The following is a 25,626-nucleotide window of genomic DNA, read 5'->3' as shown; positions in this document are numbered from 1 at the left end:
GGAGCGGGTTTACCCGCGAAGAGGCCCGCACAGGAAAACACTGACGTCAATTTTTTGTTTTGCCGCTTTTGCCGCCCATCAATTGCCGCTTTTGTCACCTCAGGCGGAAGGCCTTTGCCGCTTTTCTGGCATCAATCTGATAGTACCCTCCCGGCAAACCCCATAAATACGGGCTTTACGGTGGTTGGCACAGCCCTTGCTATACCTTGCTCAACGAAATTCCGGTCAACCTCTGAAGGTTTCCCTGACATGAGCATCAGCTTCGACAAGGCGCTTGGTATTCACGAAAAGGCGCTGGGCTTCCGCGCCCAGCGCGCTGAAGTGCTGGCCAACAACATTGCCAACGCCGACACGCCCAACTACAAGGCGCGTGACATGGACTTTGCCTCGGTGCTCGCAGCCGAAAGCGACAAGCAGCAGAGCGGCGGCCGCTTCAGTCTTGACCGTACCAACAGCAGGCACATCGAGGCTGAGGGCCTGGCCATGGCCGATGAAACCCTCAAGTACCGCACGCCGCTGCAGCCGTCGATCGACCAGAACACCGTGGATGCGCAGATCGAGCAATCGAACTACACGGAAAACGCGATTGGCTTCCAGGCCAGCTTCACCTTGCTCAACAGTAAATTCAAAGGGCTGGTTTCCGCCCTGCGGGGAGAATGATCATGTCCCTTTCCAGTGTCTTCAACATTGCCGGTAGCGGCATGAGCGCACAGAACACGCGCCTGAACACCGTGGCGTCCAACATCGCCAACGCCGAGACCGTGTCTTCGAGCATCGACCAGACGTATCGCGCCCGCCACCCGGTGTTCGCCACCACCTTCCAGAATGCCCAGGCCGGCAGCAGTCAGTCGCTGTTCGAAGACCAGGGCGAGGCAGGGCAGGGCGTGCAGGTAAAAGGCATCGTCGAAGACCAGAGCACGCTGGAGGCACGCTACGAGCCGAACCACCCGGCGGCGAACAAGGACGGCTACGTCTACTACCCGAACGTCAACGTGGTCGAGGAGATGGCTGACATGATTTCCGCCAGCCGCGCGTTTCAGACCAATGCCGAACTGATGAACACGGCCAAGAGCATGATGCAGAAAGTACTGACCCTTGGGCAGTGATAGGAAGCCGACATGACCACCACCAATTCCACCACGGACGTCGGTAGCGCGTACCTGACCTCGCTGCAGAAGCAGACGTCCAAGACTGACAGCTCTACCGGTGCCGCCGGCAGCGCGCTGGGCAAGGACGCGTTCTTGCAGTTGCTGGTTACCCAGATGCAGAACCAGAACCCGCTCGACCCACAGGAAAACGGCGAGTTCGTGGCTCAGTTGGCGCAGTTCAGCAGCCTGGAAAGCATGCAGTCGCTGAACGACGCAGTGACCTACATTGCGGCCGGGCTGCAATCTTCCCAGGCCTTGCAGGCCTCCTCGCTGGTCGGGCGCAATGTCATTGTTCAGACCGACAAGGCCGTGGTCGATACCAGCAAGGACATGAAGGGCTCGGTCAACCTGACGTCGTCCAGTACCTCCACCTCGGTGGGGATCTATGACAAGGACGACAAGCTGGTGCGTACCATCGAGCTCGGTACCCAGAAGGGTGGCAGCATCGACTTTACCTGGGATGGCCTGAACGATGACGGTGAGGTCGCGGCCGCCGGGACCTACACCTTCAAGGCCACTGCCTCGATCGATGGCAAGGCCACGGCCATGACCACCAACCTGCCGGCCTCGGTTACCAGTGTGACCATGGGGGCCAACGGTTCGGAGATGACGCTCAACCTGGCTGGGCTGGGCAGTGTTGCGCTTTCCAAAATCCAAAGCATCGGCATCTAGGGCCTGAGCAAAACGACAGGAGTTACACATGTCTTTCAATATCGGCCTTAGCGGCCTCTATGCAGCAAACAAGGCCCTGAACGTTACCGGCAATAACATTGCCAACGTAGCCACCACCGGCTTCAAATCGTCGCGTGCCGAGTTCGCCGACCAGTACTCCAACTCCATTCGCGGCACGAGTGCCGGCAAGAACGTAGTGGGCACCGGCGTGAAGACTGCCGCCGTGTCGCAGATGTTCACTCCGGGCAACATCAACGGCACCGGCCAGGCGCTGGACATGGCCATTGATGGCAACGGCTTCTTCGTGATGAACGACAACGGCTCGAAAATCTACACCCGTGCCGGTGCTTTCTACAGCGACAAGGATGGCTACGTGGTCAGCTCGTCGGGCGCCAACCTGCAAGGCTATGCCGTGGATGACAACGGCAAGATCATTCAGGGTGTACTGACCAACCTGCAGATCGACACCTCGAACCTGACGCCGAACCCGACCGGCCGTATCTCCGAGAACGTCAATCTCAACTCTACCGCTACTGCGCCAGCCCAGTCGCCATTCGATCCGACCAACACGGGCACCTACAACTACACGTTCAACACCGACGTGTACGATAGTCAGGGTAACGCGCACCAGCTTAACCAGTACTTTGTAAAGGATGCCACCAGCAACTCCTGGACAATGTACACCACCATCGACGGTCGCAACCCGGCTGACCCGAATTCGACCACGCCGTTGGCCAACAATCTGCCGTTCAAGTCTGATGGCACCCTGGATACAGCTGCCATGAATGCGGGCCCGGTAGCGGGCGGCATGACCATCGCGGCCAACAAGACCTTCACGCTCGACAACTGGATCCCGGCACAGAAGAACGCTGCTGGTGTGTGGGGCGCCAACGGTGCTACCGCCAATGTCGACGGGGTCAACCTGGATATGCTTGGCACCACCCAGTACAACGCCGCCTCCGCCACCACCGCCAAGAGTCAGGATGGCTTTGCCACTGGCGAGCTGTCAGGCCTGACCATCGACGAAAGCGGCAACATGTTCGCCAACTTCACCAACGGCCAGGACAAGGTGATCGGCCAGGTGGCTATCGCCAACTTTGCCAACCTGCAGGGTCTGACACCGATTGGCGGCACCAGTTGGAAAGAGTCCTACGCGTCGGGCGTACCGGTGATTGGTGCTCCGGACACCGGCACGCTGGGTCAGATTGCCGGCGGTGCACTGGAAGACTCGAACGTCGACCTGACTGGAGAGCTGGTCAATCTGATCAAGGCGCAGAGCAACTACCAGGCCAACGCCAAGACCATCTCCACCGAAAGCACCATCATGCAGACCATCATTCAGATGACCTGATGATTGTTGTTGGTGTGATGTCTGTAATTGGGGCCGCAATGCGGCCCCAATAACTTGAAGGTTCACGTTAATGAAGCGGTTGTCATTATTGGCCTTGTTCCCCTTGCTGGTGCTGGTACTGCCGGCCCCTGCCGCCCCCGCCCCGTTCTATCAATGGCAAAGTCTGGTCACCGGCCGCTACCTGTGCTCGGCCCGCAACCCGGGCAAAGGCTGGGTGCGCCATTCCGGCCCCTACAACAACGCTGCCTGCCGCAGCCATTGAGCAAGCCCTTGCCGCAGGCGGCAAACTTCCGCCGACAAACTGACGGTTATTGCCCCTCGCGAAGCTGAAAGCCCCGTAAATCGGGAGTTTCAGACTTGGTTCGATTATTGCTTTGAACCAGCCCAGTGACAGCGCGGCAACTACGCGCAGAGGAGAAACTGTGGACAAGTTGCTTTATGTGGCCATGACCGGCGCCAGCCAGAACGCGCTGGCGCAGAAGGCCCACGCCAACAACCTGGCGAACATTTCCACCAACGGTTTTCAGCGCGACCTGGAGCAGGCCCGTTCGATGCCGGTGTTCGGCGACAGCTTTCCGGCGCGCGCCTTCGCCATGACCGAACGCCCGGCCACCGACTTCAGCGAAGGCCCGTTGGTCGAAACCGGCCGCGACCTTGACGTGGCGGTGACCGGCAAGGGCTTTATCGCCGTGCAGGCGCCGGACGGCAGCGAAGCCTATGTGCGTACCGGTAGCCTGAACATCGATGCCCTCGGTGTGCTGCGTGCCGGCAATGGCATGCCAGTGATCGGCAACGGTGGCCCGATCGCCATCCCGCCCGAGCAGAAAGTGGAAGTGGGTGCCGACGGCACCATCAGTATCCGCTCCATGGGTGAAGACCCGCGGGTGATGGCCGAGGTCGATCGCATCAAACTGGTCAACCCGGACACCAAAGGCCTGACAAAGGGCCTGGACGGCCTGATCCATACCACATCCGGCCAGCCGGCCGATGCAGACGTCAATGTGCGGGTGGTGGCTGGCTTCGTGGAAGGTAGCAATGTCAACGCTGTCGAGGAAATGACCTCGGTGCTGGCGCTGTCCCGCCAGTTCGAACTGCACGTCAAGATGATGAACACGGCCAAGGAAGGCGACGAAGCCATGGCTCGGGTTTTGCAAATCGGCTAATCACTTTTGAACGGGTGCCGTAAAACAGGCGCACGAGGAGAACTTACATGCTTCCGGCTCTTTGGGTCGCTAAAACCGGCCTGTCCGCCCAGGACACCAACCTGACGGTCATTTCCAACAACCTGGCCAACGTCTCGACCACCGGCTTCAAACGTGATCGTGCCGAATTTGCCGACCTGCTCTACCAGATCAAGCGCCAGCCTGGTGCCCAGTCTACCCAGGACAGCGAGCTGCCTTCGGGCCTGCAGGTCGGTACCGGTGTACGTATTGTGGGCACCCAGAAGAGCTTCGTTGCCGGCAGCCTGCAAACCACCGAAAACCCGTTGGACATGGCAGTCAACGGCCGTGGTTTCTTCCAGGTCCTGCAGCCGGACGGCACCGTTTCGTACACCCGTGACGGCACCTTCCACCTGAACTCCGACGGCCAGATCGTCACCGCCAACGGCTACGCCCTGGAGCCTGCGATTGTCGTGCCTAACGACGCGCAGACCTTCACCGTTGGCCAGGACGGCACCGTGTCGATCACCACCGCCGGCAATCCGGCTGCACAGGTGATCGGCAACATCCAGACCGCCGACTTCATCAATCCGACCGGCCTGCAGGCGATCGGCGACAACCTGTTCCTCGAGACCGCAGCCAGTGGCGCACCTCAGGTCGGCACCCCAGGCCTGAACGGTTTTGGCACTACCCTGCAGCAGACGCTGGAGAACTCCAACGTCAGCACCGTGGAAGAGCTGGTGAACATGATCACCACCCAGCGTGCCTACGAGATGAACTCCAAGGTCATTTCCACGGCCGACCAGATGCTGTCGTTCGTTACCCAACAGCTCTAAGCCCTGTCACTCAGTTGCACCCGTGAGGTAAGCGTCATGAATCGTCTGTTGTCCGTTTTCGCCCTGGGGGGGGCGGTGTTGCTGGCAGGTTGCGTCGCGCCGACGCCCCGGCCCAACGACCCGTACTATGCGCCGGTGTTGCCGCGCACCCCATTGCCGGCAGCGGCCAACAACGGTTCGATCTACCAGGCCGGTTTCGAGCAGAACCTGTACAGCGACCGCAAGGCGTTCCGGGTGGGGGACATCATCACCATCACCCTCAACGAGAGAACCTCGGCCAGCAAGAACGCAGGTTCGCAGATCCAGAAGAACAGCTCGGCCAATATTGGCCTGACCTCGCTGTTCGGCAGCACACCGAACACCAACAACCCGTTCGGCGGTGGTGATCTGTCGCTGGAGGCTGGTTATAACGGCGAGCGTGCCACCAAGGGCGACAGCAAGGCCACCCAGGGCAACACCCTGACCGGTTCGATCACCGTCACTGTGGCCGAAGTGCTGCCCAACGGCATCATCGCCGTGCGCGGCGAGAAGTGGCTGACCTTGAACACCGGCGAAGAGTTGGTGCGCATTGCCGGCATGGTCCGCGCTGACGATATCGCCACTGACAACACCGTGCCGTCCACCCGCGTGGCCGACGCGCGCATCACCTATTCCGGCACGGGCTCGTTCGCCGATGCCAGCCAGCCCGGGTGGCTGGACCGCTTCTTCATCAGCCCGCTTTGGCCTTTCTGAGTACGGATGACCATGTTCAACGTAAGGCAGCTGATTGCCGCAACCCTGCTTTTGTCCTGTGCCTTCGCTGCCCAGGCCGAGCGCCTGAAGGACATTGCCAGCATCTCTGGCGTACGCTCCAACCAGTTGATTGGTTACGGCCTGGTGGTGGGCCTCAATGGCACGGGTGACCAGACCACCCAGACGCCATTCACCCTGCAAACCTTCAACAACATGCTGTCGCAGTTCGGCATCAAGGTGCCGGCCGGTTCCGGCAACGTGCAGCTGAAGAACGTTGCCGCAGTGTCGGTGCACGCCGACCTGCCACCGTTCGCCAAGCCGGGCCAGGTGGTGGACATTACCGTGTCGTCGATCGGTAACTCGAAGAGCCTGCGCGGCGGCAGCCTGTTGATGACCCCGCTCAAAGGTATCGACGGCAATGTCTACGCCATTGCCCAGGGCAACCTGGTCGTGGGCGGCTTTGACGCCGAGGGCCGTGACGGCTCGAAGATCACTGTCAATGTGCCGTCGGCTGGCCGTATTCCGGGGGGTGCCAGTGTCGAGCGTGCGGTGCCGAGCGGCTTCAACCAGGGCAATACCCTGACTCTGAACCTCAATCGCCCTGACTTCACGACCGCCAAGCGCATCGTGGACAAGGTCAACGACCTGCTCGGCCCTGGCGTGGCCCAGGCCGTGGATGGTGGTTCGGTGCGGGTCAGTGCGCCGATGGACCCAAGCCAGCGTGTGGATTATCTGTCGATCCTCGAAAACCTCGAAATCGACCCGGGCCAGGCGGTGGCCAAGGTCATCATCAACTCACGTACCGGCACCATCGTCATCGGCCAGAACGTCAAGGTGTCGCCGGCGGCGGTAACCCACGGCAGCCTGACCGTGACCATTACCGAAGACCCGATCGTCAGCCAGCCGGGGGCCTTCTCCAATGGTCAGACTGCCGTGGTGCCACGCTCGCGGGTCAATGCCGAGCAGGAAGCCAAGCCGATGTTCAAGTTCGGCCCGGGTACCACGCTGGACGAAATCGTCCGCGCGGTGAACCAGGTGGGCGCAGCGCCCGGCGACCTGATGGCGATCCTCGAAGCCTTGAAACAGGCCGGTGCCTTGCAGGCCGACCTGATCGTGATCTGAGGACGGCACGGATGAATATCAAAAGCCAGGTATCCGGTAGTGCCGACAGCGGCGCCTATACCGACCTTAACCGCCTGAGTGCCCTCAAGCACGGCGACCGCGACAGCGAAGCCAATGTGCGCAAGGTGGCCCAGGAGTTCGAGTCGCTGTTCATCAGTGAAATGCTCAAGGCCTCGCGCAAGGCCAGTGACGTGCTGGCCGACGACAACCCGATGAACACCGAAACGGTCAAACAGTACCGCGACATGTACGACCAGCAGCTGGCCGTAAGCATGTCCCGCGAAGGTGGCGGCATCGGCCTGCAGGACGTGCTGGTACGCCAGCTGACCAAGGGCCGCAGTGCGTCGGTCAATACCAGCCCGTTCCCGCGCGTCGATAGCAGTGGCCCGGCATTGTGGGGCAACAAGGTGGCGGAGCCGGTGCATACCATGGCCTCGTCCGCTACCCGCAATGACGTTGCAGCACTCAACGCGCGGCGCCTGGCCTTGCCCAGCAAGCTCACCGACCGCCTCCTGGCCGGTATCGTGCCATCGGCGGAAACCGCCAACAACGCCGCCGTGCCTGCACGTGACGGCCAGCAAGTGGCCAAGGCCTTCGCCGTGCCGGACAACGGCCTGCGCATTGTCGGCCGCGCCGTGGCCCAGCCGCCGCTGGCGCCGAACAAGGCTTTCACCGACAGCGACGCCTTCGTCGCCACCATGCTGCCAATGGCCGAGCAGGCCGCCAAGCGCATTGGTATCGACCCACGCTACCTGGTGGCCCAGGCCGCGCTGGAAACCGGTTGGGGCAAGTCGGTGATGCGCAACAGCGACGGCAGCAGCAGCCACAACCTGTTCGGCATCAAAGCCACTGGCAACTGGCAAGGCGAGCAGGCGCGGGCGATCACCAGCGAATTCCGCGATGGTCAGTTCGTCAAGGAAACAGCGGCGTTCCGCAGCTACGACTCGTACCAGGACAGCTTCCACGACCTCGTCACCTTGTTGCAGAGCAATTCTCGCTATCAAGGTGCGCTGGATGCGGCCGATAACCCTGAGCAGTTTGCAAGAGAGCTGCAAAAGGCAGGTTATGCGACCGACCCGGGCTATGCGAAGAAAATCATCAGCATTGCCCAGCAAATGCAGTCAACCCCGCAATACGCCATGGCTGGCAGAACCACGAACTTATAAAAGGACTAAATCATGTCGAGCCTGATTTCCATCGGCCTGAGTGGCCTGAGTGCCAGCCAGGCGGCCTTGTCGGTAACCAGTAACAACATCGCCAACGCCGCGACCAGTGGCTACTCACGCCAGCAGACAGTTCAGGCGGCGGGGCCTTCGCACAACATTGGCGCAGGCTTCCTGGGTACCGGGACCACGCTGGCGGATGTGCGTCGCATCTACAGCTCCTACCTGGACAACCAACTGCAGACAGCCACCTCTTTGCAGGCAGATTCGCTGACGTTCCAGGATCAGATCACCAGCATCGACAAACTGCTGGCCGACCGTGACACCGGCATCAGCTCGGTCCTTACCGCCTTCTTCTCGGCCCTGCAGACTGCAGCGGCCAAGCCGGGTGACGTTGCCTCGCGCCAGTTGCTGCTGACCCAGGCGCAAACCCTGAGCAACCGTTTCAATGCGGTGAGCACCCAGCTGACTCAACAGAACGCCACGATCAACTCCCAGCTCGACACCATGGCTGGCCAGGTCAACAAACTGACCGCCAGCATTGCCGAGTACAACAAGCAGATTGCCGCGGCCAGCGGCACTGGCAACACCCCTAACAGCCTGCTGGATGCGCGCAGTGAAGCGGTGCGTCAGCTCAATGAGCTGGTCGGTGTTACGGTACAGGAGCGTGATGGCAATTATGACGTGTACCTGGGCAGCGGCCAGTCGCTGGTCACCGGCAACAAGGCCAACACCCTGTCGGTCGAGCCTGGCGCTGCAGACAAGAGTCAGGCCAGCCTGCGCATCAACTACGAGTCGTTCAGCTCTGATGTGACCTCGGTGGTGTCCGGTGGCGCCATTGGCGGCCTGTTGCGTTATCGTCAGGACGTGCTGACGCCGTCGATGAACGAGCTTGGTCGCGTTGCCCTGGTAGTCGCCGACAGTATCAATAGCCAGTTGGGGCAGGGCCTGGATGCCAACGGCCAGTTCGGCAGCTCGCTGTTCTCCAGCATCAACAGCGCTACTGCCATGGCCCAACGCAGCCTGGCCTCGTCCAATAACAGTACCGGCTCCGGCAATCTGGATGTCACCATTGCCAATAGCGGTGCGTTGACCACCTACGACTACGAGGTGAAGTTCACCAGCGCCAACCAGTACAGTGTGCGCCGCTCCGACGGCACCGACATGGGCAGCTTCGACCTGAATGCCGACCCGGCACCCATGATCGACGGTTTCAGTCTGGCGTTGAAAGGCGGCGGTCTGGCGGCTGGTGACAGCTTCAAGGTCATCCCCACCCGTGCAGCTGCCGGTAGCATTACCACGACCCTGACCGATGCCAACAAGCTGGCCTTCGCCGGGCCCGTCAGCGCTACTTCGGGCAGTGGCAACAGCGGTACTGGCACCATCACCCAGCCGACCCTGAGCGAGTCGCTGGACATCTACGGCGGTGCCGATACCGCGCTGATCCAGCAGTCGATTCGCGATTCGATGCCGGTGCGTGTGGTGTTCGACGCTGCCAGCGGTGGCTCCCAGGGCTACAAGCTGTTCGATGCCAAGGGCACCCAGATTGGCACTGGCAGCGTGGTACCGGGGCAGGACAACAAGCTGTCCATCGCCGTGCCGATGCTGGATGCGGCTGGCGACCCGATTCTGGATGGCAGCGGTAACCCGCGTACCTTTGCCGTCGAAACCACCATTGGCGGCAGCCCTGCGGCCAATGACAGCTTTACCCTGTCGTTTAATGCCGACGGCAAGGCGGACAACCGTAACGCCACGGCACTGCTCGACCTGCAGACCAAGTCGACGGTGAACACTGGCTCCGGCGGCGGTACCAGCTTCACTTCGGCCTACGCCTCGCTGGTCGAACGCGTGGGTGCAAAGGCGAACCAGGCGTCCATCGACAGCACCGCGACCGAGGCGGTGCTCAAGTCTGCCAGCGAAAGCCGCAGTGCGGTGTCCGGGGTCAACCTGGATGACGAAGCGGCCAGCCTGGTCAAGTTCCAGCATTACTACACGGCGTCCTCGCAGATCATCAAGGCGGCGCAAGAAACCTTCAGCACCCTGATCAACGCTTTGTAAGGAGTAGACTATCGTGCGTATTTCCACTGCTCAGTTCTATGAGGCCAGCGCCAGTAGCTACTCCAAGAACTTCTCCAGCATGAACAAGACCAACGACCAGGTGACGTCGGGTATCCGTATCCAGACCGCTGCCGATGACCCGGTCGGTGCTGCACGCCTGCTGCTGCTGCAACAGCAGCAATCGTTGCTGGACCAGTACAGCGGCAACATCAACACCGTGAGCAACTCGCTGCTGCAGGAAGAGAGTGTGCTCTCTACCATCAACGATGCCATGCAGCGTGCCAGTGAGTTGGCGATCCGTGCCGGTGGCGCCGGGGTGACCGATTCTGACCGCGTGGCCATCGGCACCGAGCTGAAAGAGATCGAGGCCAACATCTTTGGCCTGCTCAACTCGCGCGATGCCAACGGTGACTACATGTTCGGAGGCTCCAAGAGCACCACGCCGCCCTATGTGCGCAACTCCGATGGCACCTATAGCTACCACGGCGACCAGACCCAACTGAGCCTGCAGGTATCCGATACCCTGAGCCTGGCTACCAACGACACCGGTTTCAGCATCTTCGACTCGGCCAGCAACAAGAGCCGTACCCAGTCGACCCTGTTGGTGCCGGCGACTGACGATAGCGTGGTCGGGGTGTCGTCTGGCCTGCTGACCTCGAGCACCACCTACAACAACAGCTTCACGGCAGGCCAGCCTTACAAGCTGACCTTCACCAGCGCGACGCAGTACACCATCACTGACGCCAGCGGCAATGACATCACCTCGGAAACGCCTACCAACGGTACCTTCGACAGCAAGACCGAAGGTGCCAACAAGATTGCCCTGCGTGGGGTGGAGTTCGAGATAACCGTGACCTTGGAGGAGGGTGCCGATGCCGACGCCGCCGTGGGCGGGCGCGAGTTCTCCCTGGAGGCACGCCCGGACTCGTTCAATACCACCCGTAACGGCAGCAACACCTCCAGCGCCCAGGTCACCAGCAGCAGCGTGACCGACGAGGCCGCCTATCGCAGCACCTTCCCCAGTAACGGTGCGGTGATCAAGTTCACGGGGCCGGGCGCATACGAGTTCTATGCCCAGCCGCTGACGGCCGACAGCAAGCCGGTCGCCAAAGGTACCTTTACGGCACCGTCGTTGACGGTGGCCGGGGTAACCTACCAGGTGTCCGGTTCGCCGGAGGCAGGCGACCAGTTTGCGGTCACGGCCAATACCCACCAGAACCAGAACGTGCTGGAAACCCTCAGTCAGTTGCGTGCGGCACTGGAAACGCCGGTGACCGGTGCTGGCGCGGCGAATGCCTTGAAAGATGCGGCGGCCTCGGCCATTGCAAACCTGGCCAGTGCCCGTGAGCAGGTCGATATCACCCGTGGCTCGATCGGTGCTCGCGGCAACTCGCTCGAGATTCAACGCCAGGAGAACACCAGCCTGGGGCTGGCCAACAAGACCACCCAGAACGCCATCGGCAACACCGACATGTCGCAGGCAGCCATCACCCTGACCTTGCAGCAGGCCATGCTGGAGGCCTCTCAGCTGGCCTTTTCGCGTATTTCCCAGCTGAGCCTGTTCAACAAGCTCTGATCTGCCTGCCTGATCCTGGGGCTGCTGCGCAGCCCTATCGCGACACAAGGCCGCTCCCACAGGTCCTCCTCTCTCCTGAAGGTGGGGTATTTGGACTGCTCCCAAGGGTTGGATTGGTGTCCAGCTTCTTGGGGCATTCCCGGTACTCCTCTCTTCTGAAGGTGGCGTATTCGTGGGAGCGGCCTTGCGTCGCGAAAGGGCCGCGAAGCGGCCCCATCGATATCTGCTGCGAAGCTGATCATTCGGGGTCCAGTGCCCGCCCGGTCATTCCAAAAATTCCCCAGTCCCCACACCCTCGCCACGGCTTTCGTAGCATTTCAATGTGACCAATGAGTCAAAACGCTCATCTTCCCTGTATTCTATGCAGCAGCTGTTGCAGCATTTTGTTACCGGTGCGCAGGCGAGCCCTGCCTACAACCCCTGGCGGTGACCGCTCCGGTATTTGGCGCCCTCAATTCATCGAGTGGTGGTCTTTGGCTGTTTTCATTGGGAAGCCAGAATGATTGGCATCAAAAGCATTGCGAGTTACGTGCCCACCGCTGGCCTGGACAACTACGTTCAGGGTGCGAAGTTCGGCAAGGACGAAGAGTTCATGTTCGGCAAGATCGGTGCGTCGTTCCTGCCGCGCAAGGCCGAAGAGCAAGAAACCTCCGACCTGTGCGTAGAAGCCGCTCAGGCGCTGTTCGCCAGCAACCCCGACCTTGATCCGCAATCGATCGATGCGTTGATCGTGGTCACCCAGAACGGCGACGAAGAAGGCCTGCCGCACACCGCAGCCATCGTCCAGAGCAAACTAGGCCTGTCTACCCGCGTGGCGGCGTTCGACGTGTCGCTGGGCTGCTCGGGCTATGTGTATGGCCTGTATGCGATCAAAGGCTTCATGGAAGCGGCAGGCCTGAAGAACGGCCTGCTGATCACCGCCGACCCGTATTCGAAGATCGTCGACCCGGAAGACCGTAACACCACCATGCTGTTCGGCGACGCCGCCACGGCAACCTGGATGGGTGAAAACGCGGTCTGGAACCTGGGCCAGGCGCGTTTCGGCACTGACGGTTCCGGTGCCGAACACCTGAAAGTCAGCGACGGCAAATTCTTCATGAATGGCCGCCAGGTGTTCAACTTCGCCCTGATCAAAGTGCCGGCGCACCTGCACGAGCTGCTGGATGCCAGCGGCCTGAAGTCGTCGGATATCGATGCCTTCTGCATTCACCAGGGCAGTGCGGCGATTGTCGACGCCGTGGCGCGACGCTTTGAAGAGCAACACCCGGAGAAGTTCGTCAAGGACATGCTGGAAACCGGCAATACGGTGTCCTCCAGTGTTCCGCTGCTGCTGCAGAAGCACATGCTCGATGGCAACTGGAAGCGCGTGGCGATCAGTGGTTTTGGCGTGGGCCTGTCGTGGGGCTCGGCCATCCTGTACCGCGACTGATCCCCCGGTCAGCCCACAAAAGCGCCCGGCGGCCACCGCCCGGCGCTTTTTTTCTGCCAAAAATAAACTTCTGCCTAACGCAGCCCGTTGTAGGAGCGGGTTCACCCGCGAAGAAGGCTGCTCGGTCTATGGCACCGGCTTAGCCGGTGTTCGCGGGTGAACCCGCTCCTACAGACGGGATGAGGCATTCAGCCCAGTTCGAACAGTTTTTGACGCCAATAAACCGCCCTTAACCCCTTGATTTATCAGGGCTGGCCCCATGCCAGTATTTTTTTTTTGAAAAAGCCCTCAAGCAACCCGCGCACCCGACGATAACCATTACGAAGGTTCTCTAGGCCAATCCGGCGGTTGCCAAGGCCGGAAGCCGCAGTACCCATCCAACGAGGATTTCGTCATGGCTTTAACTGTAAACACCAACATTGCGTCGATCACCACCCAGGGCAACCTGACCAAGGCGAGCAACGCTCAGACCACTTCGATGCAGCGTCTGTCCTCGGGTCTGCGCATCAACAGCGCTAAAGACGACGCTGCCGGCCTGCAGATCGCCAACCGTCTGACCAGCCAGATCAATGGCCTGGGCCAGGCTGTGAAGAACGCCAACGACGGTATCTCGATCGCCCAGACCGCTGAAGGTGCAATGCAGGCCTCGACCGACATCCTGCAGAAAATGCGTACCCTGGCTCTGTCCTCGGCTACTGGCTCGCTGAGCGCCGACGACCGTAAGTCGAACAACGACGAATACCAGGCTCTGACCGCTGAGCTGAACCGTATCTCCGCCACTACCACGTTCGGTGGCCAGAAGCTGTTGGACGGCTCCTACGGCACCAAAGCCATTCAGGTTGGCGCCAACGCCAACGAGACCATCAACCTTTCGCTGGACAACGTTGCTGCAAACAACATCGGTTCGCAGCAGGTCAAGTCGACCGATATCGCTATCAGTGCCACTGGTCTGGCTGCTGGTCAGCTGGTTGTCACCGGTAACGGCCAAACTGGCACTGTTGACTACGCTGCTGGTGCATCGGCCAAAGACATCGCTGCCAAGCTGAACGGTTCCATCGGTGGTCTGACTGCTACTGCCAGCACCGAAGTGAAACTGAGTGTAGGCGCTGCAGCCGCTACTACTGCTGCCAACTTCGACCTGACTGTTGGTGGTGCTACCGTCAGCTTCATCGGCGTTACTGACAATGCCTCCCTGGCTGACCAGCTGAAATCCAACGCTGCCAAGCTGGGCATCAGCGTCAACTACGACGAATCGACTCAGAACCTGGAAATCAAATCCGATAGCGGCGAGAACATCAAGTTCACTGCTCAGGCTGATGCCGACTCTGTTTCGGTTGCCGCTAAAAACGGTAGTGGCGCTTACGGCACTGCCGCAGCCCTGTCCGGCACTGCAGGTGATGACTCCGTCGTGACAGGTCAGATCTCCTTGGACTCGGCCAAAGGCTACTCGATCGGTGAAGGCACCCCTGCTGGTGGTGCGACTGCCCTGTTCGGCGCAGCTTCGGTATCGTCGACCAAGACCACCGTTTCCGACACCGACGTCACCAATGCCCTGAACGCCCAGAACGCTCTGGCCGTTATCGACAAGGCCATCGGTTCGATCGACAGCGTCCGTTCGGGCCTGGGTGCTACCCAGAACCGTCTGCAAACCACCGTCGACAACCTGCAGAACATCCAGAAGAACTCCACGGCTGCCCGCTCCACCGTACAGGACGTGGACTTCGCTTCGGAAACTGCCGAGCTGACCAAGCAGCAGACTCTGCAGCAGGCTTCGACCGCGATCCTGTCGCAGGCTAACCAGCTGCCATCCTCGGTCCTGAAACTGCTTCAGTAATTCAGGCGCTTGAGTGAAGGGTGAAAGGGTGCGTTTACGTGCCCTTTCACCCTTTTTGACATGAGGAGTTCGAAACATGGACATGAGTGTCAAGCTGAACCAGGTGTATCCAACCGTGTTACCCCAGGTGCCAGGAGCTGATCGCGAGCAGGACCCGGCTAAGCCTGCCAGGGTGCAGGAAGCCGCTGCCTCCGATAATCAGCCGCACTCGCGCGAGGACCTGGAAAAAGCGGTTGGCGAAATTCGTGATTTCGTCCAGTCGAGCCAGCGCCAGCTGGACTTTTCCATTGATGATTCCACGGGCCGGATTGTAGTCAAGGTGATTGCTACCCAGTCCGGTGAGGTGATCCGGCAACTTCCGTCGGAAGCTGCGCTGAAATTGGCGCAGAGCCTCAGTGAAGCCAGCAGCCTGCTGTTCGACGGTCAGGCATAGGCTGGCATGATTTTTGTTGTTGTCGACTATTTGATGGATTTATCCGCCAAGGATCCGGCAGCTACTGAACAAGGAGAGCAATGATGGCAGGTACAACAGTCAGCGGTATTGGCTCGGGCATCGATACCCAGGCGATCGTCGATTCCCTGGTGGCCGCGCAAAAAGCGCCCAAGCAGGCCCAGATCAATACCCAAACGCTGAAGGCAACCACCACGTTGTCCTCTATTGGCAAGATTCAGGCAGCCCTGGATGCATTCCGCGGCGCTTTGACCAACATGACCGATACCAACAGCTTTGGGGGGCTGAGCCTGAAGTCTTCGGATGAAAAAGTGGCTACCGTCACCATGGGGACGGGGGCCGCTAACGGTTCTTTCTCGTTGATTGTCAGCAAGCTGGCGACTGCTTCGAAAGTGTCGACCAAGGTCTATGCCAATGGTGCGGGTTCGGTTGTGAATCCGGGGACCACAGCTACCACCTTGAAAATCACCCAGAACGGCAAAGATCACGATCTTAGCGTTCCTGCAGGTGCCACCTTGCAGCAGGTGCGCGATAGTATCAACAGCCAGTTTGGCGCGGCCGGTCTGAGTGCTAACGTACTGACCGATGCCTCCGGCTCCCGCCTGATTGTCACTTCGACTAAAATGGGTGAAGGCTCCGACATCACCCTGTCGGGCAATTCGGGTATCGACACTGGTTATACCGTCGTCGACCCGCCCGCGGACGCTGAGTACACCCTCGACGGCATTGCAATGAAGTCCAAGACCAACGACATCACCGATGCCGTCAGTGGTCTGAATATCAAGCTGGTCGGTATTTCACCGACAAATGCCACGAGCGGTGAGCTCACACCCACCGTGCTCTCGCTCAGCACCAGTAGCACCGCTTTGAAGTCTGGTCTCAAAGGCTTCATCGATACCTACAATGCGTTGCTCACCGCAATCAACGCAGAAACCAAGGTGACCAAGAATGCCGATGGCAGCATGACTGCGGCCGCGCTGACGGGCGATGCTTCCATGCGTACATTGTTGACTTCCATTCGCGAAGAAATGAATGCGCTGTCGGGTAACGGGACGCTGAAGTCCCTTGCTGCATTTGGTGTTACTTCATCTCAGGACGGCGGTTTGCTTAGCCTGGACGACAAGAAATGGGACAAGGTGGCATCTACCAATGCAGCTGACCTGACCAGCATCTTCAACGGCAAGGACGGCCTGCTGGCGCGCCTGCAAAAAGTCACCGAGCCATTCGCCAAGGCCGCAACCGGCACCCTCGCCGAGCGCTCCAAGGTCCTGAGCGAAAGCCTGACCAAGCTCACGGCCGAGCAGGAAACCCTGGATGCCCGCATGGAAGCCCTGCAGAAGAGCCTGCAGGACAAGTACAACAACATGGATACCCTGGTCACTCAGTTGCGTCAGCAGCAGGACTCGGTGCTGAGCACCCTCAACGCACTGAACAAGGCGAACAGCGACGATTGATCCGTGAACCTTGCATGAAGTCCGTGCAAGATGCCGGGCTTCATGTCATCGGTCGGTAAAGTTTTTCGCCGCCTGCCCGATACAAGGAATATCTCCCCCTTAAGCCTGCCCGTCACGAGGTCGCAAGATGAATCCCATGAGAGCCCTTCGTCAGTACCAGAAGGTCAATTCCCATGCCCAGATTTCCGAAGCCACGCCCCATCGCCTGGTGCAGATGCTGATGGAGGGCGGCCTCGATCGCATGGCGCAGGCCAAGGGTGCGATGGCGCGTGGCGACATTGCGGAAAAGGGTCTGATGCTGGGCAAGGCGATCGACATCATCATCGGTTTGCGCGATGGCTTGTCGCCTGAAAAAAGCGAAAACCCAGAGTACGTCGAAAAGCTCGACGCCCTCTATGTCTACATGACCAATCGCCTGATGCAGGCCAATGTGGACAACGATGCCGGCATTATCGACGAAGTTGCCCAGCTGCTGATTACCGTGAAAAGTGGCTGGGACGGCATTGCCGACGCCCAGCCTGCCAGCTGATGGCAAGGAGATTACCGTGACCGCACTGCAACGCCTCGATGACACCTGCGATGCCCTGATCGGGGCCTTGGGGGAGCGTGACTGGGAAACCATTGCCAAGCTGGATGTGGCGTGCCGCGCGTGCATCGACGAGGTGCTGGAAACCCATGCGATGGATCAGGCGTTGCTGCGCGAGAAGCTGGAAGGGGTGCTGCGGCTCTACCGCAATCTGATCGATGTGACAACCGGTGAACGCCAGGCAATTGCCGAAGAGATGATGCAGATCAATCAAGCGAAAAATGCATCGAAGGTTTACCATCTCTTCAGTTAAGATGCGCACGACTTAACAAAAGGCGCCATAAATTTGACTGTATGGGCCTTTTTGACTTTACTAGTGGCTGTTTTCGAATTTCAGACGTCCGAACACTGACCATTCAGTCGGAATGATGTCGAGCACGCCCCCGCAGGGCGCCGATATGACTAGGGAAGTTGCTATTGCATGTGGCGTGAAACCAAGATTCTGCTGATCGATGACGACAGCGCGCGCCGCCGCGACCTTGCGGTGGTGCTGAACTTCCTCGGCGAAGAAAACCTCGCGTGTGCCAGCCATGACTGGCAGCAGGCGGTCGAGCCATTGTCTTCGAGCCGCGAAGTGCTGTGCGTGCTCATCGGCACCGTAAATGCTCCGGGCAATCTGCTTGGGCTGCTTAAGACAGTGGCTACCTGGGATGAGTTCCTTCCGGTTCTGCTTTTAGGTGAAATTTCTTCTGTCGAGCTGCCGGAAGACCTTCGCCGTCGGGTGCTTTCCAGCCTGGAAATGCCGCCAAGCTACAGCCAACTGCTGGATTCGCTGCACCGTGCCCAGGTCTACCGCGAAATGTATGACCAGGCGCGCGAGCGCGGTCGCCAGCGCGAGCCCAATCTGTTCCGTAGCCTGGTTGGCACCAGTCGTGCCATTCAGCACGTGCGGCAAATGATGCAGCAAGTGGCGGATACCGATGCCAGCGTGCTGATCCTGGGTGAGTCGGGCACCGGCAAGGAAGTGGTGGCGCGCAACCTGCACTACCATTCCAAGCGCCGCGAAGCGCCATTCGTGCCGGTCAACTGTGGCGCGATCCCGGCCGAGCTGCTGGAAAGCGAACTGTTCGGCCACGAGAAGGGCGCCTTTACCGGGGCCATCACCAGCCGTGCCGGGCGTTTCGAACTGGCCAACGGCGGTACCCTGTTCCTCGACGAAATCGGCGACATGCCGTTGCCGATGCAGGTCAAGCTGCTGCGTGTGCTGCAGGAGCGTACCTTCGAGCGCGTGGGTAGCAACAAGACCCAGAGCATCGACGTGCGCATCATCGCTGCGACGCACAAGAACCTCGAAACCATGATCGAGAACGGTACCTTCCGCGAAGACCTGTACTACCGCCTGAATGTGTTCCCTATCGAAATGGCGCCGCTGCGTGAGCGTGTGGAAGACATTCCGTTGCTGATGAACGAGCTGATTTCGCGCATGGAGCACGAGAAGCGTGGTTCCATTCGCTTCAATTCCGCCTCGATCATGTCGCTGTGTCGTCACGGCTGGCCGGGCAACGTGCGCGAGCTGGCCAACCTGGTCGAGCGCATGGCGATCATGCACCCGTACGGGGTCATTGGCGTGTCGGAACTGCCGAAGAAATTCCGCTATGTCGATGACGAAGACGAGCAGATGGTCGACAGCCTGCGCAGCGACCTTGAAGAGCGCGTGGCGATCAATGGCCATACACCAAACTTCAGCAACCACGCCATGCTGCCGCCCGAAGGCCTGGATCTCAAGGACTACCTGGGTAGCCTGGAGCAGGGCCTGATCCAGCAGGCGCTGGACGATGCCAACGGTATCGTTGCGCGCGCGGCTGAACGTTTGCGTATTCGCCGTACCACCCTGGTCGAGAAGATGCGCAAGTACGGCATGAGCCGCCAGGGCGGTGAGGAACAGGCGGAAGATTGAAGCCTGGCGGTTGTCTATGCCGGCCTCTTCGCGGGCACAAATCCCTATCTCCGGCACGGCTATTGCTACACCGCTGGCAACACACCGTTTTTATGACGGTCAGCCACGCGAGAGAGCACGATGCCCCAGGCCGCCCACGTATCCCGAGCCCCCGATCAGCAGGGGCAAACCCCGGTCGCGCAGGACAGCGGCCAGGGTATCGCGCAAGCCTTTGCCCTGTTCAATCAGGTGTCCAGCCAGCTGAGCCAGTCCTACAGCCTGCTCGAAGCCCGGGTCAGTGAGCTCAAGGGTGAGCTGGCCGTGGTCAGCGCCCAGCGCATCGACGAACTGAGTGAGAAGGAACGCCTGGCCAACCGCCTGCAGAACCTGCTGGACTTGCTGCCCGGTGGGGTGATCGTGATCGACGGCCAGGGCCTGGTGCGCGAAGCCAACCCGGCCGCCTGCGAGTTGCTCGGCGAGCCCCTGATTGGCCAATTGTGGCGCCAGGTGATCGCCCGTAGCTTTGCCCCGCGCAAGGACGACGGCCACGAAGTCTCGCTGCGCGACGGTCGCCGCCTGTCGATCGCCACCCGCTCGCTGGATGCCGAGCCTGGCCAGTTGGTGCTGCTCAACGACCTGACTGAAACCCGTCGCCTCCAGGATCAACTGGCTCGCCACGAGCGGCTGTCGTCCTTGGGGCGCATGGTTGCCTCGCTGGCCCATCAGATTCGCACGCCGCTGTCGGCAGCCATGCTGTATGCCAGCCACCTGGCCGATAGCGAGCAAGCGCTGAGCGCGGAAACCCGCCAGCGCTTCGCCGCGACCTTGAAGGAGCGCCTGCACGAGCTGGAACACCAGGTGCGCGACATGCTGGTGTTTGCCCGTGGCGAGTTGCCACTGGGGGATAGGGTGACCCCGAAAGCGCTGTTCCAGGCCCTGCAACAGGCGGCCCAGGCACATGTGCAGGGGCATGCCGTGCGCTGGCAGTGCGACAGTCATCTGGGCGAGTTGCTGTGCAACCGCGACACTCTGGTCGGCGCCTTGCTCAACCTGATTGAAAATGCCTTGCAGGCCAGCGATGGCCCGGCACGGCTGAAGGTGCACCTGTACCGCCGCGAACGTAGCTTGCACCTGTGTGTCAGCGATGCCGGCAGCGGCATCGATGCAGGCTTGCTCGGCCGTTTGGGCGAGCCTTTCCTTACCACCAAGGCCACCGGTACCGGCCTGGGCCTGGCCGTGGTCAAGGCGGTGGTGCGTGCGCATCAGGGCACGATCAACCTGCGCTCGAAAGTCGGCCGTGGTACCTGCGTGCGGGTAGAACTGCCGTTGATCGACGGGCAATTGGCGGAGGGGGTGTAATGGCAATCAAGGTGCTGCTGGTCGAGGATGACCGCGTATTGCGCCAGGCGCTGGGCGATACCCTGGAAATCGGCGGGTTCGCCTATCAGGCGGTGGGCAGTGCCGAAGAAGCGCTGGAGGCCGTACTGGATGACGCGTTCAGCCTGGTAGTCAGTGACGTCAACATGCCCGGTATGGACGGGCACCAGTTGCTCAGCCAGCTGCGCCGCCAGCAGCCACAGTTGCCGGTGCTGTTGATGACGGCGCATGCTGCTGTCGAGCGTGCGGTCGAGGCCATGCGTCAAGGCGCCGCCGACTACCTGGTCAAGCCGTTCGAGCCCAAGGCGCTGCTCAGCCTCGTGGAGCGGCATGCCGCCGGGCGGGTCACCGGCGAAGAAGGGCCGGTGGCTTGCGAGCCGGCCAGTCGCCAGTTGCTGGAGCTGGCGGCCCGTGTGGCGCGCAGTGACTCGACCGTGCTGATTTCCGGCGAGTCCGGTACTGGCAAGGAAGTGCTGGCGCGCTACATTCACCAGCAATCGCCGCGTGCGGCGCAGCCCTTCGTGGCGATCAATTGCGCGGCGATCCCCGACAACATGCTCGAGGCCACCCTGTTCGGCCACGAGAAGGGCGCCTTCACCGGCGCTATCGCGGCTCAGGCTGGCAAGTTCGAGCAGGCCGAAGGCGGCACCCTGCTGCTGGACGAAATCTCGGAAATGCCCATGGCCTTGCAGGCCAAGCTGCTGCGTGTGCTGCAGGAGCGCGAGGTGGAGCGGGTAGGCGGGCGCAAGCCGATCAGTCTGGATATTCGGGTGCTGGCCACCACCAACCGCGACCTGGCCGGCGAAGTGGCGGCCGGGCGCTTCCGCGAAGACCTGTACTACCGCCTGTCGGTGTTCCCGCTGGCCTGGCGCCCGCTGCGTGAGCGGCCGGGCGATATCCTGCAACTGGCTGAGCGCCTGCTGGCGCGCCATGTGGCCAAGATGAAGCATGCCCCGGTGCGTCTCTCGCCAGCGGCTCGGGCCTGCCTGCAGGCATATGCCTGGCCGGGCAACGTGCGCGAGCTGGACAACGCACTGCAGCGGGCATTGATTCTGCAGCAGGGGGGCGTGATCGAGGCGGCGGATTTTTGTCTGGCAGGCGCCATTCCATTGTCGGCTGGCACCGAGCCATCTCTTGAGGTGGTTGCTGATGCTGGCGGCTTGGGGGATGACATGCGTCGCCACGAGTACCAGATGATCATCGACACCCTGCGCGCCGAACGCGGCCGCCGCAAAGAGGCGGCCGAACGCCTGGGCATCAGCCCGCGCACGTTGCGCTACAAGCTGGCACAGATGCGCGATGCCGGGTTTGACGTCGAGGCCAGCCTGTTCGGCTGACAGGCAAATCATCTGTAACTGGCGCGGACCTCTGTGGGAGCGGCCTTGCGTCGCGATAGGGGCGCAAAGCGGCCCCGGCGATCTTTGCGGCGGAGCTGAAGACCTGGGGCCGCTTCGCGCCCCTATCGCGACGCAAGGCCGCTCCCACAGGAATTGTGTGATCCCTGGGAAATGAGTCGCGAAGGCTGGCACCTTTGTTGCTTTAGGTAGGTCATTCGCCGCATGACTGTCAAAAAAATGCGGCCGCAGGAGAGAGAAGGGTCATGAGCCAAGGTGTTGAATTCAATCGTCTGATGTTGGACATGCGGGCCATGCAGGCCGATGCCATGTCGCTGCCCAAGGCAACCGTTGCCCCAGAGCTGGCGCCGGGGCAAAGTACCTTCGCCGACATGCTCGGCCAGGCCATCGGCAAGGTGCATGAGACGCAGCAGGCCTCGACCCAACTGGCCAACGCGTTCGAAATCGGCAAGAGCGGCGTCGACCTGACTGACGTGATGATCGCTTCGCAAAAGGCCAGCGTGTCGATGCAAGCCATGACCCAGGTACGCAACAAGCTTGTCCAGGCGTACCAGGACATCATGCAGATGCCGGTTTGAGGACGGATGTAACCCATGGCTGAAGCAGTCGTCGAAAACGCCCCCGCCAAAGCTGGCTCGCCAGCGGCCAAGCCGCCGCTGTTTGGCATGGCGTTTCTGGAAAATATCTCGCAGATGCCCATGCTGCGCCAGATCGGCCTCATGGTCGGCCTGGCGGCCAGCGTGGCCATCGGCTTTGCCGTGGTGCTGTGGTCGCAACAACCCGATTACCGTCCGTTGTACGGCAGCCTGTCGGGCATGGACACCAAGCAGGTCATGGACACCCTGGCCGCTGCTGACATCCCCTATAACGTGGAGCCCAACTCGGGGGCCCTGCTGGTCAAGGCCGACGACCTCTCCCGTGCGCGCCTGAAACTGGCAGCCGCCGGCGTGGCGCCGAGCGACGGCAATGTCGGCTTCGAGCTGCTCGACAAGGAGCAGGGCCTGGGCACCAGCCAGTTCATGGAAACCACTCGCTACCGCCGCAGCCTGGAAGGCGAACTGGCCCGTACCGTTTCCAGCCTCAACAACGTCAAGGCCGCGCGTGTGCACCTGGCCATCCCGAAAAGTTCGGTGTTCGTGCGTGATGAACGCAAGCCCAGCGCCTCGGTACTGGTCGAGCTGTACCCAGGCCGCGCACTGGAAGCCGGGCAGGTGATGGCCATCGTCAACCTGGTCGCCACCAGCGTGCCGGAACTGGACAAGTCCCAGGTCACCGTCGTCGACCAGAAGGGCAACCTGCTGTCCGATCAGATTCAGGATTCCGCGCTGACCCAGGCTGGCAAGCAGTTCGACTACAGTCGCCGGGTGGAAAGCATGCTTACCCAGCGCGTGCACAATATCCTCCAGCCGGTGCTGGGCAACGACCGCTACAAGGCCGAAGTGTCCGCGGACCTCGACTTCAGCACGGTCGAGTCCACCTCCGAACAGTTCAACCCCGATCAGCCGGCGTTGCGCAGCGAGCAGTCAGTCGACGAACAGCGTGCCAGCAGCCAAGGCCCGCAAGGCGTGCCTGGCGCGCTGAGCAACCAGCCGCCAGGCGCCGCTTCGGCACCGCAGACCACCGGTGGCGCGGCTACCCCGGCTGCTGCCATTCAGCCTGGCCAACCGCTGGTGGATGCCAACGGCCAGCAGATCATGGACCCGGCCACCGGCCAGCCGATGCTCGCGCCGTACCCGTCAGACAAACGTCAGCAAAGCACCAAGAACTTCGAGCTGGACCGTTCCATCAGCCACACTCGCCAGCAGCAGGGGCGCATGACCCGTCTGTCGGTAGCGGTGGTGGTGGACGACCAGGTCAAGATCGACCCGGCCACTGGCGATACCACACGTGCGCCATGGGGCGCCGAGGACCTGGCGCGCTTTACCCGCCTGGTGCAGGACGCAGTCGGCTTCGATGCCAGCCGTGGCGACAGCGTGACGGTGATCAACGTGCCGTTCGCCGCCGACCGTGGCGAGGAAATCGCCGACATCGCCTTCTACCAGCAGCCGTGGTTCTGGGATATCGTCAAGCAAGTGCTGGGCGTGGTGTTCATCCTGGTGCTGGTGTTCGGCGTGCTGCGGCCAGTGCTGAACAACATTACCGGGGGCGGCAAGCAGGCTGCCCCGGATAGCGACATGGAGCTGGGCGGCATGATGGGTCTGGATGGCGAACTGGCCAACGACCGCGTCAGCCTGGGTGGCCCGACAAGCATTCTGCTGCCTAGCCCGAGCGAGGGTTATGAGGCACAGCTCAACGCAATCAAAGGCCTGGTGGCCGAAGACCCGGGCCGTGTGGCCCAGGTCGTGAAAGACTGGATCAACGCCGATGAGTGATAACCGAGCCGTTACCGCCAAGCTGAGCCGCGTCGACAAGGCGGCGATCCTCCTGCTCTCGCTGGGCGAGACCGATGCGGCCCAGGTGCTGCGGCACATGGGCCCGAAGGAAGTGCAGCGGGTAGGTGTGGCCATGGCGCAGATGGGCAATGTGCACCGTGACCAGGTCGAACAGGTGATGAGCGAGTTTGTCGACATCGTCGGCGACCAGACCAGCCTGGGTGTCGGGTCTGATGCGTACATCCGCAAGATGCTCAACCAGGCCCTGGGCGAGGACAAGGCCAATGGCCTGGTCGACCGCATCCTGCTCGGCGGCAATACCAGCGGCCTGGACAGCCTCAAGTGGATGGAGCCGCGTGCCGTGGCCGACGTGATCCGCTACGAGCACCCGCAGATCCAGGCCATCGTGGTCGCCTACCTCGACCCGGACCAGGCCGGTGAAGTGCTGAGCAACTTCGACCACAAGGTGCGCCTGGACATCGTCCTGCGCGTGTCATCGCTGAACACCGTGCAGCCGGCGGCGCTGAAGGAGCTGAACCAGATCCTCGAGAAGCAGTTCTCGGGCAACTCCAACGCCGCGCGCACCACCCTGGGTGGTATCAAGCGTGCTGCCGACATCATGAACTTCCTCGACAGCTCGGTGGAAGGCGCACTGATGGACGCGATCCGCGAAATCGACAGCGACCTGTCGGAGCAGATCGAAGACTTGATGTTTGTCTTCAACAACCTGGCCGACGTCGACGACCGAGGCATCCAGGCGCTGTTGCGCGAAGTGTCCTCCGACGTGTTGGTGGTGTCGCTCAAGGGCGCCGACGAGCGGGTCAAGGACAAGATCTTCAAGAACATGTCCAAACGTGCTTCGGAACTGCTGCGTGACGATCTGGAGGCCAAAGGGCCGGTACGGGTCAGCGACGTGGAAACCGCGCAGAAAGAAATCCTCACCATTGCCCGGCGCATGGCCGAGGCCGGCGAGATCGTGCTCGGCGGCAAGGGCGCCGAGGAAATGATCTAAGGTATTCGCGACCCCATAGCCGACGCCGCCTTTTGTAGGCGCGGGTTTACCCGCGAAGGCGT

General features: G+C 61.2%; 24 protein-coding genes. All 24 read left to right on the top strand.

Annotation, left to right across the window (positions count from 1 at the left end; translation table 11 throughout):
- Nucleotides 1-249 precede the first annotated feature (249 nt).
- Entirely contained in the window at nucleotides 250-660 is a 411-nt protein-coding gene (flgB, locus tag ACF8GF_RS02330; RefSeq protein ID WP_021785151.1) for a flagellar basal body rod protein FlgB, read from the top strand.
- A gap of 2 nt (nucleotides 661-662) precedes the next feature.
- Nucleotides 663-1,106 (top strand): flagellar basal body rod protein FlgC, encoded by a 444-nt coding sequence (flgC, locus tag ACF8GF_RS02325; protein ID WP_012051596.1) that lies wholly within the window; start codon nucleotides 663-665, stop codon nucleotides 1,104-1,106.
- 12 nt (nucleotides 1,107-1,118) lie between these two features.
- Nucleotides 1,119-1,820, top strand: coding sequence for a flagellar hook assembly protein FlgD (gene flgD, locus ACF8GF_RS02320; protein WP_176685386.1), 702 nt, complete (start codon nucleotides 1,119-1,121; stop codon nucleotides 1,818-1,820).
- A gap of 28 nt (nucleotides 1,821-1,848) precedes the next feature.
- On the top strand, nucleotides 1,849-3,171 hold the full coding sequence (flgE, locus tag ACF8GF_RS02315) for a flagellar hook protein FlgE (protein WP_176685387.1): 1,323 nt from the start codon (nucleotides 1,849-1,851) through the stop codon (nucleotides 3,169-3,171).
- A gap of 70 nt (nucleotides 3,172-3,241) precedes the next feature.
- Nucleotides 3,242-3,433, top strand: a complete 192-nt coding sequence (locus ACF8GF_RS02310; protein ID WP_392487963.1) for a hypothetical protein — start codon at nucleotides 3,242-3,244, stop codon at nucleotides 3,431-3,433.
- 160 nt (nucleotides 3,434-3,593) lie between these two features.
- The gene (gene flgF, locus ACF8GF_RS02305; RefSeq protein ID WP_103462189.1) at nucleotides 3,594-4,334 is read left to right on the top strand and encodes a flagellar basal-body rod protein FlgF; all 741 of its coding nucleotides are present in this window, start codon (nucleotides 3,594-3,596) and stop codon (nucleotides 4,332-4,334) included.
- Nucleotides 4,335-4,381: 47 nt separating this feature from the next.
- Complete coding sequence (gene flgG, locus ACF8GF_RS02300; protein ID WP_176685389.1) at nucleotides 4,382-5,167, top strand: flagellar basal-body rod protein FlgG; 786 nt, start codon at nucleotides 4,382-4,384, stop codon at nucleotides 5,165-5,167.
- 36 nt (nucleotides 5,168-5,203) lie between these two features.
- A complete protein-coding gene (flgH, locus tag ACF8GF_RS02295; RefSeq protein ID WP_103462191.1) occupies nucleotides 5,204-5,899 on the top strand; it encodes a flagellar basal body L-ring protein FlgH in 696 nt (231 codons plus the stop codon).
- Between the two features lie 12 nt (nucleotides 5,900-5,911).
- Entirely contained in the window at nucleotides 5,912-7,021 is a 1,110-nt protein-coding gene (locus ACF8GF_RS02290; protein WP_370844649.1) for a flagellar basal body P-ring protein FlgI, read from the top strand.
- An 11-nt stretch (nucleotides 7,022-7,032) separates the two neighbouring features.
- Nucleotides 7,033-8,187: a flagellar assembly peptidoglycan hydrolase FlgJ gene (gene flgJ, locus ACF8GF_RS02285; RefSeq protein WP_176685391.1), complete on the top strand. Its 1,155-nt coding sequence runs from the start codon at nucleotides 7,033-7,035 to the stop codon at nucleotides 8,185-8,187.
- Nucleotides 8,188-8,199: 12 nt separating this feature from the next.
- Nucleotides 8,200-10,242, top strand: coding sequence for a flagellar hook-associated protein FlgK (flgK, locus tag ACF8GF_RS02280; RefSeq protein ID WP_392487962.1), 2,043 nt, complete (start codon nucleotides 8,200-8,202; stop codon nucleotides 10,240-10,242).
- A 13-nt stretch (nucleotides 10,243-10,255) separates the two neighbouring features.
- Complete coding sequence (locus tag ACF8GF_RS02275; RefSeq protein ID WP_176685393.1) at nucleotides 10,256-11,818, top strand: flagellar hook-associated protein 3; 1,563 nt, start codon at nucleotides 10,256-10,258, stop codon at nucleotides 11,816-11,818.
- A gap of 499 nt (nucleotides 11,819-12,317) precedes the next feature.
- On the top strand, nucleotides 12,318-13,247 hold the full coding sequence (locus tag ACF8GF_RS02270) for a ketoacyl-ACP synthase III (protein WP_103462195.1): 930 nt from the start codon (nucleotides 12,318-12,320) through the stop codon (nucleotides 13,245-13,247).
- A gap of 394 nt (nucleotides 13,248-13,641) precedes the next feature.
- Nucleotides 13,642-15,081: a flagellin gene (locus ACF8GF_RS02265; RefSeq protein ID WP_392487961.1), complete on the top strand. Its 1,440-nt coding sequence runs from the start codon at nucleotides 13,642-13,644 to the stop codon at nucleotides 15,079-15,081.
- A 76-nt stretch (nucleotides 15,082-15,157) separates the two neighbouring features.
- A complete protein-coding gene (locus ACF8GF_RS02260) occupies nucleotides 15,158-15,514 on the top strand; it encodes a flagellar protein FlaG (RefSeq protein WP_392487960.1) in 357 nt (118 codons plus the stop codon).
- Between the two features lie 83 nt (nucleotides 15,515-15,597).
- Nucleotides 15,598-16,986 carry a flagellar filament capping protein FliD gene (gene fliD / locus ACF8GF_RS02255; protein ID WP_176685397.1) on the top strand — a complete coding sequence of 463 codons (1,389 nt, stop codon included), beginning with the start codon at nucleotides 15,598-15,600 and terminating at the stop codon, nucleotides 16,984-16,986.
- A 127-nt stretch (nucleotides 16,987-17,113) separates the two neighbouring features.
- Nucleotides 17,114-17,515: a flagellar export chaperone FliS gene (gene fliS / locus ACF8GF_RS02250; protein ID WP_061304368.1), complete on the top strand. Its 402-nt coding sequence runs from the start codon at nucleotides 17,114-17,116 to the stop codon at nucleotides 17,513-17,515.
- A 16-nt stretch (nucleotides 17,516-17,531) separates the two neighbouring features.
- Nucleotides 17,532-17,825 carry a flagellar protein FliT gene (locus ACF8GF_RS02245; RefSeq protein WP_370844654.1) on the top strand — a complete coding sequence of 98 codons (294 nt, stop codon included), beginning with the start codon at nucleotides 17,532-17,534 and terminating at the stop codon, nucleotides 17,823-17,825.
- Nucleotides 17,826-17,993: 168 nt separating this feature from the next.
- Entirely contained in the window at nucleotides 17,994-19,469 is a 1,476-nt protein-coding gene (fleQ, locus tag ACF8GF_RS02240) for a transcriptional regulator FleQ (RefSeq protein WP_176685399.1), read from the top strand.
- Between the two features lie 120 nt (nucleotides 19,470-19,589).
- Nucleotides 19,590-20,807 (top strand): PAS domain-containing sensor histidine kinase, encoded by a 1,218-nt coding sequence (locus ACF8GF_RS02235; protein WP_176685400.1) that lies wholly within the window; start codon nucleotides 19,590-19,592, stop codon nucleotides 20,805-20,807.
- Complete coding sequence (locus ACF8GF_RS02230) at nucleotides 20,807-22,162, top strand: sigma-54 dependent transcriptional regulator (protein ID WP_103462202.1); 1,356 nt, start codon at nucleotides 20,807-20,809, stop codon at nucleotides 22,160-22,162. The genes ACF8GF_RS02235 and ACF8GF_RS02230 overlap by 1 nt, the downstream gene beginning before the upstream one ends.
- 263 nt (nucleotides 22,163-22,425) lie before the next feature.
- Complete coding sequence (gene fliE, locus ACF8GF_RS02225; protein ID WP_176685401.1) at nucleotides 22,426-22,758, top strand: flagellar hook-basal body complex protein FliE; 333 nt, start codon at nucleotides 22,426-22,428, stop codon at nucleotides 22,756-22,758.
- A 15-nt stretch (nucleotides 22,759-22,773) separates the two neighbouring features.
- A complete protein-coding gene (fliF, locus tag ACF8GF_RS02220) occupies nucleotides 22,774-24,552 on the top strand; it encodes a flagellar basal-body MS-ring/collar protein FliF (RefSeq protein ID WP_176685402.1) in 1,779 nt (592 codons plus the stop codon).
- On the top strand, nucleotides 24,545-25,564 hold the full coding sequence (gene fliG / locus ACF8GF_RS02215; RefSeq protein WP_003254434.1) for a flagellar motor switch protein FliG: 1,020 nt from the start codon (nucleotides 24,545-24,547) through the stop codon (nucleotides 25,562-25,564). Before fliF ends, fliG begins: the two co-directional genes overlap by 8 nt.
- Nucleotides 25,565-25,626 lie beyond the last annotated feature (62 nt).

Source organism: Pseudomonas sp. yb_5 (genome assembly GCF_043103865.1).
Taxonomy (GTDB): Bacteria; Pseudomonadota; Gammaproteobacteria; order Pseudomonadales; family Pseudomonadaceae; genus Aquipseudomonas; species Aquipseudomonas putida_Y.
The sequence above is the reverse complement of the archived record's forward strand: the minus strand, read 5'-3'. Positions and strand labels throughout refer to the sequence as shown.